Annotated in this window: 18 protein-coding genes and 1 tRNA gene; 11 read left to right on the top strand and 8 right to left on the bottom strand. The window is 64.6% G+C overall.

Annotated features, from left to right (window positions below):
• Positions 1-7 precede the first annotated feature (7 nt).
• The 6 genes from plsX (at position 8) to GQ651_RS04400 (ending at position 4,599) form a co-directional block, all read left to right on the top strand.
• The gene (gene plsX, locus GQ651_RS04425; protein WP_160762987.1) at positions 8-1,114 is read left to right on the top strand and encodes a phosphate acyltransferase PlsX; all 1,107 of its coding nucleotides are present in this window, start codon (positions 8-10) and stop codon (positions 1,112-1,114) included.
• Complete coding sequence (locus GQ651_RS04420) at positions 1,111-2,082, top strand: beta-ketoacyl-ACP synthase III (RefSeq protein WP_160762986.1); 972 nt, start codon at positions 1,111-1,113, stop codon at positions 2,080-2,082. The genes plsX and GQ651_RS04420 overlap by 4 nt, the downstream gene beginning before the upstream one ends.
• A gap of 89 nt (positions 2,083-2,171) precedes the next feature.
• Positions 2,172-2,474: an integration host factor subunit alpha gene (gene ihfA / locus GQ651_RS04415; protein ID WP_160762985.1), complete on the top strand. Its 303-nt coding sequence runs from the start codon at positions 2,172-2,174 to the stop codon at positions 2,472-2,474.
• A gap of 10 nt (positions 2,475-2,484) precedes the next feature.
• The gene (locus tag GQ651_RS04410) at positions 2,485-3,351 is read left to right on the top strand and encodes a MerR family transcriptional regulator (RefSeq protein WP_160762984.1); all 867 of its coding nucleotides are present in this window, start codon (positions 2,485-2,487) and stop codon (positions 3,349-3,351) included.
• Between the two features lie 62 nt (positions 3,352-3,413).
• Positions 3,414-3,491: transfer RNA gene (locus GQ651_RS04405), tRNA-Pro, on the top strand.
• A gap of 31 nt (positions 3,492-3,522) precedes the next feature.
• Positions 3,523-4,599 (top strand): 2'-deoxycytidine 5'-triphosphate deaminase, encoded by a 1,077-nt coding sequence (locus GQ651_RS04400; RefSeq protein ID WP_160762983.1) that lies wholly within the window; start codon positions 3,523-3,525, stop codon positions 4,597-4,599.
• A gap of 4 nt (positions 4,600-4,603) precedes the next feature.
• Here the strand turns inward: GQ651_RS04400 and GQ651_RS04395 are convergent, their stop codons facing one another.
• From GQ651_RS04395 to GQ651_RS04365, 7 genes are all read right to left on the bottom strand, one after another.
• Positions 4,604-4,768: a hypothetical protein gene (locus tag GQ651_RS04395; protein WP_160762982.1), complete on the bottom strand. Its 165-nt coding sequence runs from the start codon at positions 4,766-4,768 to the stop codon at positions 4,604-4,606.
• 4 nt (positions 4,769-4,772) lie between these two features.
• On the bottom strand, positions 4,773-5,417 hold the full coding sequence (scpB, locus tag GQ651_RS04390) for an SMC-Scp complex subunit ScpB (RefSeq protein ID WP_160762981.1): 645 nt from the start codon (positions 5,415-5,417) through the stop codon (positions 4,773-4,775).
• Positions 5,410-6,192 (bottom strand): segregation and condensation protein A, encoded by a 783-nt coding sequence (locus GQ651_RS04385; protein WP_160762980.1) that lies wholly within the window; start codon positions 6,190-6,192, stop codon positions 5,410-5,412. Before GQ651_RS04385 ends, scpB begins: the two co-directional genes overlap by 8 nt.
• Positions 6,185-7,192: a glycoside hydrolase family 3 N-terminal domain-containing protein gene (locus tag GQ651_RS04380; RefSeq protein WP_160762979.1), complete on the bottom strand. Its 1,008-nt coding sequence runs from the start codon at positions 7,190-7,192 to the stop codon at positions 6,185-6,187. Before GQ651_RS04380 ends, GQ651_RS04385 begins: the two co-directional genes overlap by 8 nt.
• Positions 7,189-8,097 (bottom strand): SPOR domain-containing protein, encoded by a 909-nt coding sequence (locus GQ651_RS04375; protein ID WP_160762978.1) that lies wholly within the window; start codon positions 8,095-8,097, stop codon positions 7,189-7,191. Before GQ651_RS04375 ends, GQ651_RS04380 begins: the two co-directional genes overlap by 4 nt.
• Positions 8,098-8,176: 79 nt before the next feature.
• Positions 8,177-9,901 carry an arginine--tRNA ligase gene (gene argS, locus GQ651_RS04370; RefSeq protein ID WP_160762977.1) on the bottom strand — a complete coding sequence of 575 codons (1,725 nt, stop codon included), beginning with the start codon at positions 9,899-9,901 and terminating at the stop codon, positions 8,177-8,179.
• A gap of 32 nt (positions 9,902-9,933) precedes the next feature.
• A complete protein-coding gene (locus GQ651_RS04365) occupies positions 9,934-11,130 on the bottom strand; it encodes a deoxyguanosinetriphosphate triphosphohydrolase (RefSeq protein WP_160762976.1) in 1,197 nt (398 codons plus the stop codon).
• A 76-nt stretch (positions 11,131-11,206) separates the two neighbouring features.
• Here GQ651_RS04365 and GQ651_RS04360 point away from each other — a divergent pair, with 76 nt between their 5' ends.
• The 5 genes from GQ651_RS04360 (at position 11,207) to GQ651_RS04340 (ending at position 13,912) form a co-directional block, all read left to right on the top strand.
• Entirely contained in the window at positions 11,207-11,539 is a 333-nt protein-coding gene (locus GQ651_RS04360; RefSeq protein WP_160762975.1) for a HesB/IscA family protein, read from the top strand.
• A 197-nt stretch (positions 11,540-11,736) separates the two neighbouring features.
• The gene (xth, locus tag GQ651_RS04355) at positions 11,737-12,516 is read left to right on the top strand and encodes an exodeoxyribonuclease III (RefSeq protein WP_160762974.1); all 780 of its coding nucleotides are present in this window, start codon (positions 11,737-11,739) and stop codon (positions 12,514-12,516) included.
• A gap of 87 nt (positions 12,517-12,603) precedes the next feature.
• The gene (locus GQ651_RS04350) at positions 12,604-12,909 is read left to right on the top strand and encodes a hypothetical protein (protein ID WP_160762973.1); all 306 of its coding nucleotides are present in this window, start codon (positions 12,604-12,606) and stop codon (positions 12,907-12,909) included.
• A gap of 92 nt (positions 12,910-13,001) precedes the next feature.
• Complete coding sequence (locus tag GQ651_RS04345) at positions 13,002-13,448, top strand: hypothetical protein (RefSeq protein WP_160762972.1); 447 nt, start codon at positions 13,002-13,004, stop codon at positions 13,446-13,448.
• Positions 13,449-13,582: 134 nt separating this feature from the next.
• Positions 13,583-13,912: a hypothetical protein gene (locus tag GQ651_RS04340; RefSeq protein ID WP_160762971.1), complete on the top strand. Its 330-nt coding sequence runs from the start codon at positions 13,583-13,585 to the stop codon at positions 13,910-13,912.
• A 10-nt stretch (positions 13,913-13,922) separates the two neighbouring features.
• On the opposite strand, the gene uvrA is transcribed toward GQ651_RS04340, so the two are convergent.
• Entirely contained in the window at positions 13,923-16,781 is a 2,859-nt protein-coding gene (gene uvrA / locus GQ651_RS04335; protein WP_160762970.1) for an excinuclease ABC subunit UvrA, read from the bottom strand.
• Positions 16,782-16,866: the final 85 nt, after the last annotated feature.

Genomic DNA, 16,866 nt, shown 5'->3' with positions numbered 1-16,866 from the left:
GCCTCTGATGTCGGATACCTCCGATCAGACAACGGGTGCGACACGGCGCATCGTTATTTCCGTTGATGCAATGGGCGGCGACCGCGGACCTGCGGCCGTCGTCGCAGGCATGGCGAAGAGCGCCGTCAAGAACCCCGACATCGCCTTTATCGTTCACGGCCGCGCGCGCGAGCTGGAGCCCCTGATCGCCAAGCAGCGCACGCTTGCCGGCAGGGTCGAGATTCGCGACGCCGAAGATATCGTGACCATGGACGCCAAGCCGTCGAACGTGATGCGGAACGGCAAGTCCACCTCGATGTGGTCCGCCGTAGAAGCGGTGCGCGGCGGCGAGGCAGAGGCGGTCGTCTCCTGCGGGAACACGGGCGCGCTGATGGCGGTGTCGATGCTGAGGCTTCGGAAGCTGCCGGGCGTCGACCGGCCCGCCATTGCCTGTCTCTGGCCTTCGCGGAACCCTCAGGGGTTCAACATCATGCTCGATGTGGGGGCCGATATCCGGGCGAACGAAAAAGACCTTTTGCAATATGCGCTTATGGGCGGGTCTTATGCGCGGAACGGGCTTGGTCTGAAGCGGCCCCGCGTGGGTCTTCTGAATGTCGGGACCGAAGAGCACAAGGGCCGCGCCGAGATCAAGGCCGCCCATGATCTTATCACGGACGCCGCACCCAACGCCGATATCGACTTCGTCGGCTTCGTCGAGGGCGGCGACATTCCGTCGGCGCGCGTCGACGTCATCGTGACGGACGGATTCACCGGAAACGTCGCGCTGAAGACCGGCGAAGGCACCGCGTCGCTTATCCGCGAGTTCCTGACAAACGCCTTCAAGGCCACGCCCCTCAGCCGGATCGCAGCGCTACTGGCGCTGACCTCGCTCCGGCGTCTGACCAAGCGGATCGACCCGCGCCGCGTGAATGGCGGGGTGTTTCTGGGCCTGAACGGTACGGTGGTGAAATCTCACGGATCGGCGGACGCCACCGGCGTGTCGGCGGCGATCAAGCTGGCCTATCGTCTGGCCGAAAGCCGTTTCACCGAACGCCTCGCGGCACGGGTTGCATCCACCAGCGCCGCGGTTCAGGATGACGCCGGGTCAGAAGAACAAGGCGAGCAGACCGGATGACACTCAGAGCCGTCGTGCGTGGCGTCGGGCACTACCTGCCCGAGCGGGTCGTCCCCAATTCCGAATTCGAAGACATGGTCGACACCTCTGACGAGTGGATCGTCGCGCGGACCGGGATCGAACGGCGGCATTTCGCGGCAGAGGGACAGACCACGTCGGATATGGCCGCCGAGGCCGCGCGCCGGGCGCTCGACATGGCGGGTCTCGAGCCCTCCGATATCGACGCGATCATCGTCGCCACTTCGACCGCCGACCTGACCTTCCCCTCCGCCGCGACCATGGTGCAGGACCGGATCGGCATGACGGGCGGTTTCGCCTTCGACGTGCAGGCGGTCTGTGCGGGATTCGTATTCGCGCTGGCGAACGCCAACGCCCTGATCGTTTCCGGTCAGGCCAAGCGGGTGATCGTGATCGGGGCCGAAACCTTCAGCCGCATTCTCGACTGGGAGGACCGGACGACTTGCGTTCTCTTCGGGGATGGCGCCGGTGCGCTGATCCTGGAGGCTCAGGAGGGCGGCGGGACCACGGCGGACAGGGGCATTCTGTCCACGGACCTGAATTCCGACGGACGGCACCGCGATATCCTCTATGTCGACGGCGGCGTGTCGACCCAGTCGACCGGGCATCTCAGGATGCAGGGGAAAGAGGTCTTCCGCCACGCCGTTGAAAAGCTTGCCGAAACCGCCCATGCTGCTTTGGACAAGGCCGGGCTTGGTGCGGACGACGTGGACTGGATCGTGCCCCATCAGGCGAATCTCAGGATCATCAAGTCCACTGCATCCAAGATGGGTGTCGGAATGGACCGGGTGGTGGTGACCGTGCAGGACCACGGCAACACATCGGCGGCATCGATTCCCCTTGCCCTGTCCGTGGGCGTCGAGCGCGGGCAGATCAAGGAAGGCGACCTTGTCGTCACCGAGGCGATCGGCGGCGGACTGGCCTGGGGATCGGTCGTTCTGCGCTGGTAATCGCCTTTAACGCCCTATTCCAAGGGCTTGATATTGACTCGGATTTTCTTCCCCCCCATGCTGCCTCCACGCAAATGAAGGGGAGTGGCATGAGCGAGAAAACGTTGACCCGTATGGATCTGAGCGAAGCCGTTTTCCGCGAGGTCGGTCTCAGCCGCAATGAAAGCGCCACCCTGGTCGAAAGCGTGCTTCAGCACATGTCCGACAGCCTCGTGAAGGGCGAACAGGTCAAGATCTCGTCCTTCGGCACCTTCTCGGTGCGTGACAAGGCCGCCCGCGTGGGCCGCAACCCCAAGACCGGCGAAGAGGTGCCCATCCTGCCCCGCCGCGTCCTGACCTTCCGTCCGTCGCACCTGATGAAAGAGCGTGTGGCCGCAGGCAACAAGGCATAATCCGTCGGCTATGGAAAAATCCCGCGACGCGTTCCGCACCATCTCGGAAGTGGCCGAGTGGCTGGACGTGCCCACCCATGTTCTGAGATTCTGGGAGAGCCGGTTTTCCCAGATCAAGCCGGTCAAGCGCGCCGGCGGGCGGCGCTATTACCGTCCGTCCGACATGGCGCTGATCGGCGGTATCAAGGTGCTTCTGCACGATCAGGGCATGACCATCCGCGGTGTGCAGAAGGTGCTGCGCGAGAGCGGGATAAAGCACGTTGCCGGCTTCTCGCCGCCGGTACATGGCGACGAGGCCGATGACGCGGATGACGTGATCGAGGCGACCGCCGTGCCGCTGGACGCCCCGCGCCGTCCGGTCAGCATTCCCGCACCCGCCGCGTCAGCAACGCGCGAGGCGGAACCGGCACCGGTGCTGGAGCCTTTGAACGATGCGCCGGAAGCCCCTGAAGTCATTGAAGAAAGTGCCGCGGAGGTATCGGAGCAACTTCAGCCCGAGATGGAGCCTGCTGCGGCCCAAGCCACACCTGCCGACGATCCAATAGCCGCGCTTGGAGAGACCGCAACCGGCCCGTCGGCTGACGACGACCAGCCCGACATGTTCCCGTCCGTGGAAGATGTCGCCGCGGAATCGTCCTTTGCAGACCTTACCTCCGACGCCCCATCCGAGATTTCGGAAGACCCGGCCCCGGCGGCTCCTGGCATCCCTGACACGCCGGACGTGCCAGCCAACGATGCCACTGACGACGATGCTGGACACCCCGCCCTGCCCGGCTTGGCGGCGCGCGCAATGCTGTCCGGAATCGACGTCGGACACCCCGCCGCGAGAGACGCCGCCACGCGGCTTGCCGCGCTCCGCGCACGTCTGGCCGAGTAAGCCCATTCTTATGCTGATCGGCCCTTGCCCCCACCCGCGTTTTGGGTCAGAAGCCTTTCCGTCGGGCTATGGCGCAGCCTGGTTAGCGCGTCCGTCTGGGGGACGGAAGGTCGCAGGTTCGAATCCTGCTAGCCCGACCATTCCGACACGATCCGCCGAAAGGTCAGGACCATGACCGGAGTTCTTCCCGACAGTTCCATTTCCGCGATGCTGGATGCCGGACAGATCGCCTGCGATCAGCCGCCTGTCGAGGGTCAGATTCAGCCCGCCTCGCTGGACCTGCGCCTCGGCACCACAGCCTACCGTGTCCGCGCCAGCTTCCTCGCCCGCGAAGGACGCACCGTAGCCGAGCGGCTGGCGGATTTCGAGATGCACCGGATCGACCTGACGAATGGCGCGGTGCTGGAAAAGGGCTGCGTCTATGTCGTCCCGCTCATGGAGCGGCTGGCGCTGCCGGGCGATGTGAACGCCGTGGCGAACGCGAAAAGCTCGACCGGCCGGTTAGACCTTCTGACCCGGACCATCACCGATGGCGGCAGCGAATTCGACCGCATTCCAACGGGTTACGTTGGGCCGCTCTATGCCGAGATTTGCCCGCGCTCGTTTTCGGTGCTGGTGCGGCCGGGGATGCGGCTGAACCAGATCCGCTTCCGCCGGGGGCACGCGCAATTGAGCGACGCCGAGCTTCAGGCGCTGCATAAACAGGTGGGGCTGGTCTCGGGCACGCCGGTCATTTCCGAGGGTTTGGGTTTTTCCGTCGATCTGAGACCCGAGAGTTCCACGCTGGTGGGCTACCGCGCCAAGCCGCATACCGGCGTGATCGACCTCGATAATATCGGCGGGTACGACGCTGCAGATTACTGGGAAGAGATCCACGCGACGGACGGGCAGATCATCCTCGATCCCGGCGCGTTCTACATCCTCGTCAGCCGCGAAGCAGTCACTATCCCACCCGATCACGCCGCCGAGATGGCTCCCTACCTTGCCGTGGTGGGAGAGTTCCGGGTGCATTACGCGGGCTTCTTCGACCCAGGCTTCGGCTGGGCGGGCGCCGGTGGTTCAGGGTCGCGCGGGGTGCTTGAGGTCCGCTGCCACGAGGCGCCCTTCGTGCTGGAGGACGGACAGGTCGTCGGGCGGCTGGTCTATGAGCGGATGGAGGCGGAGCCTGCCACGCTCTATGGCCGCGAGATCGCCTCGAACTATCAGGGACAGGGCCTGAAGCTGTCCAAGCATTTCCGGAGCGGTTGAGCGGCTACATCCGCCCCACGCGGCGCAGAATGCGCATCGCCTGACGCGTCAGTTGCGACCTGTCGGGCGCCTTGGAGACGGTTTCGCCGCGTGCCATCTTTCCCAAATTGCCAAGCCCGCCGCGCATGACCATGCGGGCGATACTCAAAATGATCCGCTCCGCGCTCATCGGCTCAATCCTCGTCCTCGAACATGTCGGTCTGATCGCCGTCTTCGTCCGCGTCGTCGGCCAGAGCCTCGCCCGGTGGCGGCCTGTTCTCCAACAGCCCGGCCGCCCGAAGCTCTTTTAGCCCCGGCAGGTCACGTGCGCTCTCAAGGCCGAAATGGTCCAGAAAATCCTGCGTCACAACGTATGTGACCGGTCGTCCCGGCGTCATGCGGCGGCGGCCGAACTTGATCCATTCCAGTTCCAGAAGCTGATCGACCGTGCCGCGGCTCACGCTGACGCCGCGGATTTCCTCGATCTCGGCGCGGGTCACTGGCTGATGATAGGCGATGATGGCCAGCGTCTCGATCGCGGCGCGGCTGAGTTTGCGCGTTTCGACCGTTTCCTTGCGCATCAGGAAGCCGAGGTCTGGCGCGGTGCGCATCGCCCAGGCGTCGCCCACCCGGACGACATGCACGCCCCTGCCCTCGTAGCGTTTCCGGAGAAGCTCCAGCGCCTGTCCCGCATCGGCCCCATGCGGCATACGGGCGTTCAGTTCCGCCACGGTCACCGGCTCGGCGGTAGCGAAGAGGATCGCTTCGACCATGCGCTCCTGCTCCGCCAGCGGCGGCGCTTCGAACAGGCTTTCCTCGATATCTTCTGCCTCAGCCAACGGGGACGGCCCTGATCTGGATCGGCGCGAAGGTCTCGGTCTGGCGGATCTGGATCGCGCCGCGCTTGGCAAGTTCCAAGGAAGCGGCGAAATGCGACGCGGTGGCCGAGCGGCGGCGGGCGGGATCGGTCTCCCACCCTTCGGGAAGGTAGGAGGACAGGTCCGTCCATTCGCCCGCATAGCCGATCAGCCCGCGCATCCGTTCCAGAGCCTGTTCCAGCGTCATCACGTGGTGACGATCCATGGCGTAGGGGCGGAACTCGTCCTTGGTGCGGATGCGGGCATAGCCCTGCATCAGGTCGAGAAGCGTGGCGGTGTAACGGACCTTGCGGACCCTCGCGACGTCCTCGGGGATGCCCCGCACGAAAAAGTCGCGGCCCTTCTGGTCGCGGGCCATCAGCTTGGCAGCGGCCTCCCGCATGGCTTCCAGACGTTCGAGCTGGAAGGCGAGATGCGCGGCCAGTTCCTCGCCTGATGGCCCCTCGTCCGTGGGATCGGGGGGCAGCAGCAGGCGCGATTTCAGGAAGGCGAGCCACGCGGCCATGACAAGGTAGTCCGCGGCAAGCTCGATCCGGAGCGATTTGGCGCGCTCGATGAAGGCGAGGTACTGCTCGGCCAGCGCGAGGACGCTGATCTTGCGCAGGTCCACCTTCTGGGTGCGGCTGAGCGTCAGGAGCAGGTCGAGCGGCCCCTCGAAGCCGTCGACGTCGACGATCAGCGCCTCGGCCGCGAGGCGGGCCTCGACCGTGTCGAAATCAGCGTCTCCGTCAGGCATAAGCCGTCTCCCTTATCAGGGGGCCAAGTTCCGCTTCGGCCGCCGGAATGTCAATGTTCAAAGGCGTTCTACGCATGGCGAGCGCGGCGTCAGCGCGTCTCTGGCCATCGTCCGACAGGCGCCCGGCATGAGCGGCGACCGCCTCCATCTCGGTCATGTCGCCGTTGCAATGGAGGACGAGGTCGCAGCCCGCCGCGATGGCCCGCCGGCTGCGCTCCGCCATGGAGCCGGAAAGCGCGCCCATCGAGATGTCGTCGGTCATCATCAGCATGTCCAGGCCGATCTCCCGGCGGAGATGGGCCATCGCAACGGGGGAGAGCGTCACGGGCCGGTCGGGGTCGAGTGCGGTCACGACAAGATGCGCGGTCATGGCCATGGGCAGGTCGGTAAGGGCCCGGAATGGCGCGAAGTCGGTGGCGGTCAGGTCTTCGAGCGGTGCCTCGACCGTCGGCAGACCGAAATGGCTGTCGAGCGTCGCGCGCCCATGGCCGGGGGCGTGTTTCACGACCGGCAGGACACCGGCATCCAACAGGCCATTGGCCATCTCGCGGGCCATGGCGGTGACCGTCGCGGCGTCACGGCCGTAGCAGCGGTTTTGGAGGAACGGGTGTGTTTCGGAGAAAGCGATATCGGCGGACGGTGCGCAGTTCGCGTCGATCCCGAGCGCGGCCAGTTCTGCGCCGATCAGGAGACCACGCAGATACATGGCGCGGGGCCGGCCGTCTGCCTCGACCTGATTGAGGGGCGGCTCCCACTCGCGCCAGTGAGGCGCGCGGAGACGCTGTACCCTCCCGCCCTCCTGGTCGATCAGGACAGGCGCATCGCGGCCCACGCTGTCGCGCAGAGCGGCGGTCAGGGCGCGGACTTGGTCCGGCGTCTCGACATTGCGGGCGAAGAGGATGAAGCCGAAGGGGGCGGCCTCGCGAAAGAAGGCCGCCTCGTCGGCGGTCAGGCGTGGCCCGGCGGGCGCGAGGATATGCGCGCCGGGCCGTGAGGTCATTCCTGAACGACCGGAATGCAATTGGCCCCGTCGGCGACAAGCACGGCGCAGAAGCGGCGTGCGTCGGACAGGCCGTCGAAGCCGATGGCCCGGAGGCGCCAGAAGGTGCGTCCGCCGGTCTCGGCTTCCTGGATCACGCGGTCCTTGCCGACCATGTAATCCCCGAAACTGGCCATGGCGTTGTCCCATTCAGCGCGCGCGATCTCGGGGCTGCCATAGGCGCCAAGTTGCACAAGCCGCGTGCCGGGCGCGATGGTGGCAGCGTCGACCTCGCCCGCGCCGGTGACGACCGTGGGCGACAGGCTGGCGAGCCGTACGCCTTCGGGCCGCCCAAGCGGGCGCGGCGTGGAGGCCGGAACGCCGAAGGCCACCAGAAGCGGCTTGGCAGTGGCGGTCTCTTCGCTATCGAGACCGAGATCGGCCAGCGCGGCCGCGACGGCCAGATCGGTGGCCGAGGGTGCGGGTCCGTCGTCTTCGACGGGGGCGGAAACGCTTTCAGCCGCGAAGGCCGACGCCTCGTCCACCTCGATGGAGGGAAGCGCGTCCGGTGCGGGCGACGGCGCGATCATGGCAACATTGTCTTCTTCGGGCAGTTCCGCGGGCGCCGGTGCGAGAACCACCTGTTCGACCCGCTCCTCGCCGCGCTCTTCTGCGATGCGGTTGACCGCAAGCCCCTGATATTCCGACGCGATCCCGCCCGGATCAGCGGGGGCGACCCGCATCGGCCCTTCAAGCGCGCGCACAACTGGAATGCCCGTCACGTCGCGTTGCCAGAGTTTCCATCCCCAGACCGCAAGGCCCGCGATCAGGAGCACGGACAGAAACGCCCCGCCCCAGTTGATTATCGCCTGAACGGTCCCCGGCTGACCGGTGTCGTCGAAATCATCGTAGCTGAATGCCGCCATTTTTCATGCCTCACTGCCGCCGTCGGTTGATCCGACGGTCTGAACTGCTCGCTCGACAGTCCGGCCCGGGCACCTGTGGTCAGCGCATTTCCTCGGCCGGCGTCACGCCAAGGATACCCAATCCGTTGGAAATAACAACGGCAACCGCCCTTGGCAGGGCGATTTTTGCTGCCGTGGCGGCGGGGTCGTCCTCGTGCACGAAGCGGAGCTCGGGCTTTTCGTTGCCCTTGTTCCAGAGCGCATGGAACTCCGACGCCAGCTCGTAGAGGTAGAATGCCACCCGGTGCGGTTCGTGATTGCGGGCGGCGATCTCGATCAGACGCGGCCATTCCGCGATCTTGCGGGCGACGGCGAACTCGGCCTCGTCCTCCAGCTTCGCGTGGTCGGAATAGTCCTGATTAAGCGCCTCGACCTTGCGCATGACCGACCGGATCCGCGCATGGGCGTACTGCACGTAGAAGACCGGGTTGTCCTTGGACTGTTCCACCGCCTTGTCGAAGTCGAAGTCGAGCGGCGCGTCATTCTTCCGGGTGAGCATGACGAAGCGGGTCACGTCCGCACCCACCTGCTCGACCACGTCGCGGAGGGTGATGAAGGTCCCTGCCCGTTTGGACATCTTGAAGGGCTCGCCGTTCTTGTAGAGCTTCACGAGCTGCGTGAGCTTCACGTCGAGCGGCACCCGCCCGCCAGAGAGCGCCGCAACGGCGGCGTTCATCCGCTTGACGTAACCGCCGTGGTCGGCGCCGAAGACGTCGATCAACTCGTCATAGCCCCGTTCGATCTTGTCGAAGTGATAGGCGATGTCGGGCGCGAAATAGGTCCAGGAGCCGTCCGACTTCATGATCGGGCGGTCTACATCGTCACCATGGGCGGTCGAGCGGAAGAGCGTCTGTTCGCGTGGCTCCCAATCCTCGGGCACCTTGCCTTTCGGCGGCTCGAGCGTGCCTTTGTAGATCAGGTCCTTCTTCCTCAGGTCCTCGATCGCCGCTTCGATCCGCCCTGTGCCGTAAAGCGATTTCTCGCTGAAGAAGTGGTCCATCTTCACGCCGAGCAGCGCCAGATCCTCGCGGATGAGGTCAAGCATCGCCTCGGTGGCAAAGTCACGCACCGTGTCGAGCCAATCGGCTTCCGGCTTGTCGAGAAGCGTATCGCCGAACTTTTCCTTGAGAGCCTCGCCCACCGGGACGAGGTAATCGCCCGGGTAAAGCCCCTCTGCGATCTCGGGGTCCAGCCCGTGCGCCTCGCGGTACCGCTCAAAGGCCGAGCGCGCCAGGACGTCGACCTGCGCGCCGCCATCGTTGATGTAGTACTCGCGCGTGACGTCGTAGCCCGCGAAGGCCAGAAGCGAGGCGAGCGCATCACCGAAGACCGCGCCCCGCGTGTGACCCACATGGAGGGGGCCGGTGGGGTTGGCCGAGACGTATTCGATATTCACCTTCTGACCGGCGCCGATACCTGAGTGACCGAAGACCCGACCGGCGTCGATGGCCTCGGCCACGACATCGTGCCAGACGGCGGGCATGAGCCGGAGGTTGATGAAGCCCGGACCGGCGACCTCTGCGGTGGCGATTTCGCTCTCGCCCCGCAGTCGCACGGCCAGAGCCTCGGCAATCTCGCGGGGCGCGCGGCCTGCGGGTTTTGCCAGCACCATCGCGGCATTCGTCGCCAGATCGCCATGGGCCGCATCACGTGGCGGCTCGACCGCGACGGCGCCCCAGGACAGTCCCGTGGGAAGCTCACCTTCGGCCACCATGGCATCGAGCGTCTCGACGATGGTCGTGCGGATCTCGGAAAAAATGTTCATCTGGGCTGCCCCGCGTATCGGATGCCGCCCGCTTAGCTCCCTTGCCCCGCGCCTTCAAGGGGCGTGCGGATGAACAGGGCGTGGCAGTCGAGCGCGAAGCGGTCGGTCATGCCGGCAATATAGTCCGAAACGATGCGGGCGAGCGCGGTTTCGTCGGTCGCCTCCTCCACGTCCTTCCGCCACTGTTTCGGCAAAGTCTCGGGGTGATCCATGAAATAGGGGAATAGATCCTCGACCACTCGCGTCACCTGCCGCCGCATCTCGACGACGGATGGCGCGCGGTACATCCGCTCGAACAGAAAGGCCCGGATCACCTTGAGGTCGGTGAAGACGGGGTCCGAGAAGCGGATGATCTGGAAACCGGCGCGCCGGATGTCGTCGGCGGATTTGGGACCGATTTCGAGAAGGCTCTGTCGTGCGACCGAAATGACGTCCTCGACGAGGATGCCGAAGAAGCGCCGCAGCGCCTCGTGGCGGCGGCGGTAATAGTTAAGGTCGGGATAAAGCGCGTCGACCCGCGCGAAGCACTCCCCGAGGATCGGCAATTCGGCCAGTTCGTCGGTCGAGAATAGCTCGGCCCTAAGCCCGTCATGCAGATCGTGATGGTTATAGGCCACGTCGTCCGAGATCGCCGCAACCTGCGCCTCGGCGCTGGCATAGGTGTCCAGTTCCAGATCGTGAAGAGCCTGATATTCGGCCAGCGCCCAGGGGAGGTCACCGGTGACCGGGCCGTCGCCCGGCACGGGTGCGATCAGGGGACCGTTGTGTTTGGCGATTCCCTCCAGCGTCTCCCATGTCAGGTTCAGCCCGTCGAACCGTGCATAGTGCCGCTCAAGATGGGTGACGATACGGATGGCCTGGGCATTGTGGTCGAACCCGCCATAGGGCGCCATGAGCGCGCCGAGCGCGTCCTCGCCCGTATGGCCGAAGGGTGTGTGGCCAAGGTCATGGGCCAGCGCTACCGCCTCGGTCAGTTCGGCGTTCAGCCCAAGCGCCCCGGCGATGGTGCGAGCGACCTGCGCGACCTCGATCGAATGGGTGAGCCGGGTGCGGAAATAATCGCCCTCGTGCTCGATGAAGACCTGGGTCTTGTGCTTGAGCCGCCGGAAGGCGCTGGCATGGATGATACGGTCGCGATCTCTCTGAAAACACGACCGAAACGTGCTCTCGTCCTCGTCGTAAAGCCGGCCCCTGCTGTCCGCAGGGTCCGATGCATAGGGCGCGCGCATGGCCGTCCCCTTCTTGTTCGCCTGTCCCGCGCCCCATATATTCCGGATAACGAGTTTTTGTAAGCCGAGGACGGACATGGACCTTTCTCTCCCGCCACGCGTCACGCCCCGCGCCTTCGAGCGGCTGGCCGAGATCAACGCCGCAGCCGACGCGCCCAAGGCACTTCGCGTCGCCGTCGAAGGCGGCGGCTGCTCGGGGTTTCAGTACAATATCGACCTCGACGAGCCGGCGGAGGGCGATCTGATCCTCGAAGGCGACGGTCAGAAAGTGGTGGTGGACGAGGTCTCGCTGCCGTTCCTGTCGAACGCGGTCATCGACTTTTCCGAAGAGCTGATCGGCGCGCGCTTCGTGATCGAAAACCCCAATGCCACGTCGAGCTGCGGCTGCGGCACCAGTTTTTCGATCTGATTGAGGGGCGCTGCCCCTCTTCGCCTCCGGCGAATTCACCCCGGGATATTTAAGAACAGGCGAAGACAATTTGATTCAAATTTTCGCTTCTTCTGTTGGGAAATACTCCGGGGAGTGCGAGGGGCTGGCCCCTCGCTGCGGAACCGCTACGCCAGAACGACTTTGACAATCCCGGCGATTCCGCCTTTTGTCCGGCCATGCGGATCGCGACGTTCAATATCAACGGTGTAAAGGCGAGGGCCGAGGTCGTTCTGGACTGGCTGCGGGACGGCGCGCCTGATGTCGCGCTCCTTCAGGAGATCAAGTCCGTGGACGAGGCCTTCCCCCGCGAACCCTTCGAGGACCTCGGTTACCGGGTCGAGACACACGGTCAGAAGGGGTTCAACGGCGTCGCCATTCTGTCGAAGCTGCCGATCGAGGACGTGACCCGTGGTTTGCCCGGCGACGAGGACGACGAGCAGGCGCGCTGGATCGAGGCGACCGTGATCGGCGCGCGTGCCGTGCGCGTCTGCGGTCTTTACCTGCCCAACGGTAACCCGGCGCCGGGGCCGAAATACGACTACAAGCTCGGATGGATGGACAGGTTGAAGACCCGCGCGGAAGCTCTTCTGAAAATGGAAGAACCTGCGCTGATGGCGGGCGATTACAATGTCATTCCGCAGGATGATGACGCGGCGCGTCCGGACGCGTGGCGGGACGATGCTCTGGCGCGTCCCGAGACCCGCGCGGCGTTCCGCGAGATCGTCAACCTCGGCTTCACCGAAGCGTTCAGGGCTCGGAAGCAGGGGCCTGGCCACTACTCTTTCTGGGATTATCAGGCTGGCGCTTATGACCGGAATGACGGAATCCGTATCGACCACCATCTGCTGACCCCTCAGGCGGCCGATCTCTTGACCGAGTGCTGGATCGAGGCCGAGTTGCGGGGGCGCGAGAAACCGTCCGATCACGTCCCGGTCTGGATCGAACTGGACGCCTGAGCGCCCGCCGGAGGGAACCGGACGGCCATAATTTGCCTTGTAACCCCAGAGCCGTGTATCCTGCGGCTGTTGTTAAGGGGTTACCTCATGTCGCGCATCACGCCTGTATTGACCGTTTTCTGTCTGATGACGCTGCCCGGAATGGCGGCAGCCTGCCCGGAAGGCGCCCGTTGTCTGGCCGCACCTGAAAGCACCGCTCCGGTGATCGCGCCCGGTGACGTTCTTTCGCCGGGGACGTTCAACATGCTGATCAATGCCGAGTATTTCGGCCTGCCCCGCACCAGCGATGGGTCCTGGTATGTCACGGTCGAGCGCCGGGTTCTCCGGATCGAGCCCAGGACCTATCAGGTGATCGAGGATGTGACCGAAAAGACCAACCGCGTCTTCTGGTGATATCCGGATCGGCGGACGGCCGCCGGCGCCTCGCCTGCTGCCTTTTTCCTGCCATGACCGCCCGATAGGTGTTTTGCGAAAGGAGTTCGCGCATGAAACGATTCCTGATTCTGTCCGCGGCCATGACGCTGGCATTGACGGCTGTGCCGGGTGACGTTCACGCCGGTCCCAAGGGGTGCCCGCCGGGTCTTGCGAAGAAAAGCCCCGCATGCGTCCCGCCGGGTCAGGCGAAAAAAGGGGTGACGGCTGAAGACTGGGCCGAGCGGCGCGGAGCCGATTACGAACCGGGCGACCGGATCGACGACGACCATTATGACCGGCTGTCCGATGGTGACCGGATCATCATCGACGGGCGCGAATACATTGTGGTGCAGACTGCGCGTGGACCTGTTCTGCGCCGGGGCGACGACCGCTACCGGCTGCCACGTTACGATGACGGGTCCGAATATGTCCGCATCGGCGACGCGATCCTCAGAATCAACCGCGAGACGCAGCAGGTCATCGAACTGATGCGGCTGGCCGATCTGGTGCTTGGCTGACGCCATTTCCGGCCACCCCGACGCGTGAGAGCTGCCCCATGGGGCAGAGCGTCGCACGGGCGCAACATGCTCGCCACGGCCCAAGTCGTGGCGTATCTTCCCCGCCGTATATCGTCTCATCCAGGGAGGAACGGATGCGGGTCGTTGCGATCTTGGCGGCGTTAGGCGCTTTTCCCGTCACGAGCCATGCTCAGGACGCGGTGGTTTTTCTCGGTTCTTTCGACACTGTCGGCAGCGACGTATCGGTCACGCCGCTTGACGAACAGCGGCTTGAGTTCTGCTGGACGACGACCAGCCGGCAATCGGCATGCCAGACTTTCGTCTATGCGGTCGATGCCGGCGTGGCGCGCTTCGCGTCCTTTGCCGACGGCCGGTTCGAATTCGATCTGGTGACCAACGTATTGACCCAGACCCGGCCCGACGGCGCGGTCAAGTCGGCGGATATGACACCCCTCGCCCGCTGAGGCGCGGCGGTTATTCCGCCGCGACCTTTTTTGCGCCCAGCATATCGATCAGGTACCGGCCCGTGTGGCTTTCCGGAACCTTGGCCACGTCTTCCGGCGTGCCCGTTGCCACGATCACTCCTCCGCCATCACCACCTTCCGGACCGATGTCTATGATCCAGTCGGCGGTCTTGATGACGTCGAGATTGTGCTCGATCACGATGACGCTGTTGCCCTGCTCGACCAGTTCGTGGAGTACTTCGAGAAGTTTGCGCACATCCTCGAAATGGAGGCCCGTGGTCGGCTCATCCAGGATATAGAGGGTCCGGCCCGTCGACCGCTTGGCCAATTCCTTCGAGAGTTTGACGCGCTGCGCCTCGCCGCCGGAAAGCGTCGTGGCCTGCTGGCCGACCTTGATATAGCCGAGGCCCACGCGGACGAGCGCATCCATTTTTTCGCGGATCGCGGGTACGGCCTTGAAGAACTCCTGCGCGTCCTCGACGGTCATATCCAGCACGTCGGCGATGGATTTGCCCTTGAACTTGATTTCCAGCGTTTCGCGATTGTAGCGCTGGCCGTGGCAGGTCTCGCAGGTCACGTAGACGTCAGGCAGGAAGTGCATCTCGATCTTGATGACGCCGTCACCCTGGCACGCCTCGCAACGCCCGCCCTTGACGTTGAAGCTGAAGCGGCCGGGCTTGTAGCCCCGAGCCTTGGCTTCGGGAAGTCCCGCGAACCAATCGCGAATGGGCGTGAAGGCGCCGGTATAGGTCGCCGGGTTCGAGCGCGGTGTGCGCCCGATGGGCCGCTGGTCGATGTCGATGACCTTGTCCAGATGCTCCAGCCCCTTGATCGTGTCGCAGGGCGCGGGCGTCTGGCGCGCGCCGTTGAGGCGCATGGAGGCCGTCTTGAAGAGCGTCTCGATCGTCAGTGTCGACTTGCCGCCACCGGACACGCCCGTCACGCAGACGAACTTGCCGAGGGGAAACTCGGCGTCGACGCCCTTGAGGTTGTTGCCGGTGGCGTTGACGACCTTCAGTGACTTCTTCTTGCCCTTCCGCCGGGTGGCGGGCACGGCGATCTCGCGCCGCCCGGCAAGGTAATCGCCGGTGACGCTGTTCTCGTTCGCCATGATCTCTTCCGGGCGGCCATGAGCGACGACCTGACCACCGTGGACACCGGCGCCGGGGCCGATGTCGAAGACGTAGTCGGCCTCGCGGATAGCTTCCTCGTCATGTTCGACGACGATGACCGTATTGCCCTGATCGCGGAGGTTCTTCAGCGTCAGCAGCAGACGGTCATTGTCACGCTGGTGCAGGCCGATGGACGGCTCATCGAGAACGTAAAGCACACCGGTCAGGCCCGAGCCGATCTGGCTGGCCAGACGGATGCGCTGGCTTTCGCCCCCAGAGAGCGTGCCCGCGTTCCGGGAGAGCGTCAGGTATTCGAGGCCCACGTTGTTCAGAAATCCAAGACGCTCGCGGATTTCCTTGAGGATCGCACGGGCGATTTCGTTCTTCTGGTTTGTCAGGTGGTTCGGTGCGTCTTCGATCCAGGCCAGAGCCTCGCGGATCGACATCTGGACGACCTGCCCGATATGCAGCCCGCCGATCTTGACTGCCAGCGCCTCTTCGCGAAGCCGGTAGCCGTTACACGTGCCGCAGGGGCGGTTGTTCTGATAGCGCTCGAATTCCTCACGAATCCAGCTTGAGTCGGTCTCGCGGTAGCGGCGCTCCATGTTCGGTATGACACCTTCGAAGGGGCGGCTGACCTGATAGACCCGGCCGCCCTCATCGTAGCGGAACTGAATTTCCTCCTTGCCCGACCCGTAGAGGAAGACCTGCTTGACCGCGTCCGGCACGTCTTTCCACTTGGCGTTCCGGTCGAACTCGTAGTGTTTGGCGATGGCCTCGATAGTCTGCAGGAAATAGGGGCTCTTTCCCTTGCGCCAGGGCGCCAGCGCGCCGTCCGAGATCTTGAGATTCACGTCAGGCACGACGAGGCGCTCGTCAAAGAACAATTCCACGCCAAGCCCGTCGCAGACCGGACAGGCGCCGAAGGGTGCGTTGAACGAGAAGAGGCGCGGCTCGATCTCGGGGATCGTGAAGCCCGAGACGGGACAGGCGAAATTCTCGCTGAAGGTGATGCGCTCGGGCTCGGCGTCCTTGGGCGCGGTCTCGAGAATGGCGATGCCGTCGGCCAGATCGAGCGCGGTGCGGAAACTGTCGGCAAGGCGCGTTTCCAACCCCTCGCGCACGACGATCCGGTCGACGACGACGTCGATGTCGTGGCGGAATTTCTTGTCGAGCGTGGGCGGCGTGTCGAGCTCGTAGAACTCGCCATCGACCTTCACGCGCTGGAAACCCTGCTTGCGAAGCTCGAGGAACTCCTTGCGGTACTCGCCCTTCCGGTCGCGCACGATGGGGGCCAGAAGGTAGCCACGCGTCCCCTCCTCCATCTGCATGACCCGGTCGACCATGTCCTGCACCTGCTGCGCCTCGATGGGCAGGCCGGTGGCCGGGCTGTAGGGCGTCCCGGCGCGGGCGAAGAGCAGGCGCAGGTAGTCGTAAATCTCGGTCACCGTGCCGACGGTCGAGCGCGGGTTCTTGGAGGTCGTCTTCTGTTCGATCGAGATGGCGGGCGAGAGACCCGAGATGTGGTCCACATCGGGCTTTTCCATCATGTCGAGGAACTGCCGCGCATAGGCCGACAGGCTTTCCACATAGCGGCGCTGCCCCTCGGCATAGATCGTGTCGAAGGCGAGCGAGGACTTGCCCGAGCCGGACAGGCCCGTGATCACCACAAGCTCGTCGCGGGGGATATCCACGTCGATATTCTTGAGATTGTGTTCGCGGGCGCCCCGCACCTCGATATGCTTCAACTCGGCCATTCCACCACCTTCTCACGGGCAAACCAGAGAGATAGCGGCGCGGGCGGCAGACTCAATGGCTGGAAAAGAACATTACCAGAACATT

Origin of the sequence: Kangsaoukella pontilimi (genome assembly GCF_009830125.1) — a bacterium.
Classification (GTDB): domain Bacteria; phylum Pseudomonadota; class Alphaproteobacteria; order Rhodobacterales; family Rhodobacteraceae; genus Kangsaoukella; species Kangsaoukella pontilimi.
Note: the sequence above shows the minus strand (reverse complement) of the source record. Positions and strands in the feature narration are given on the sequence as shown.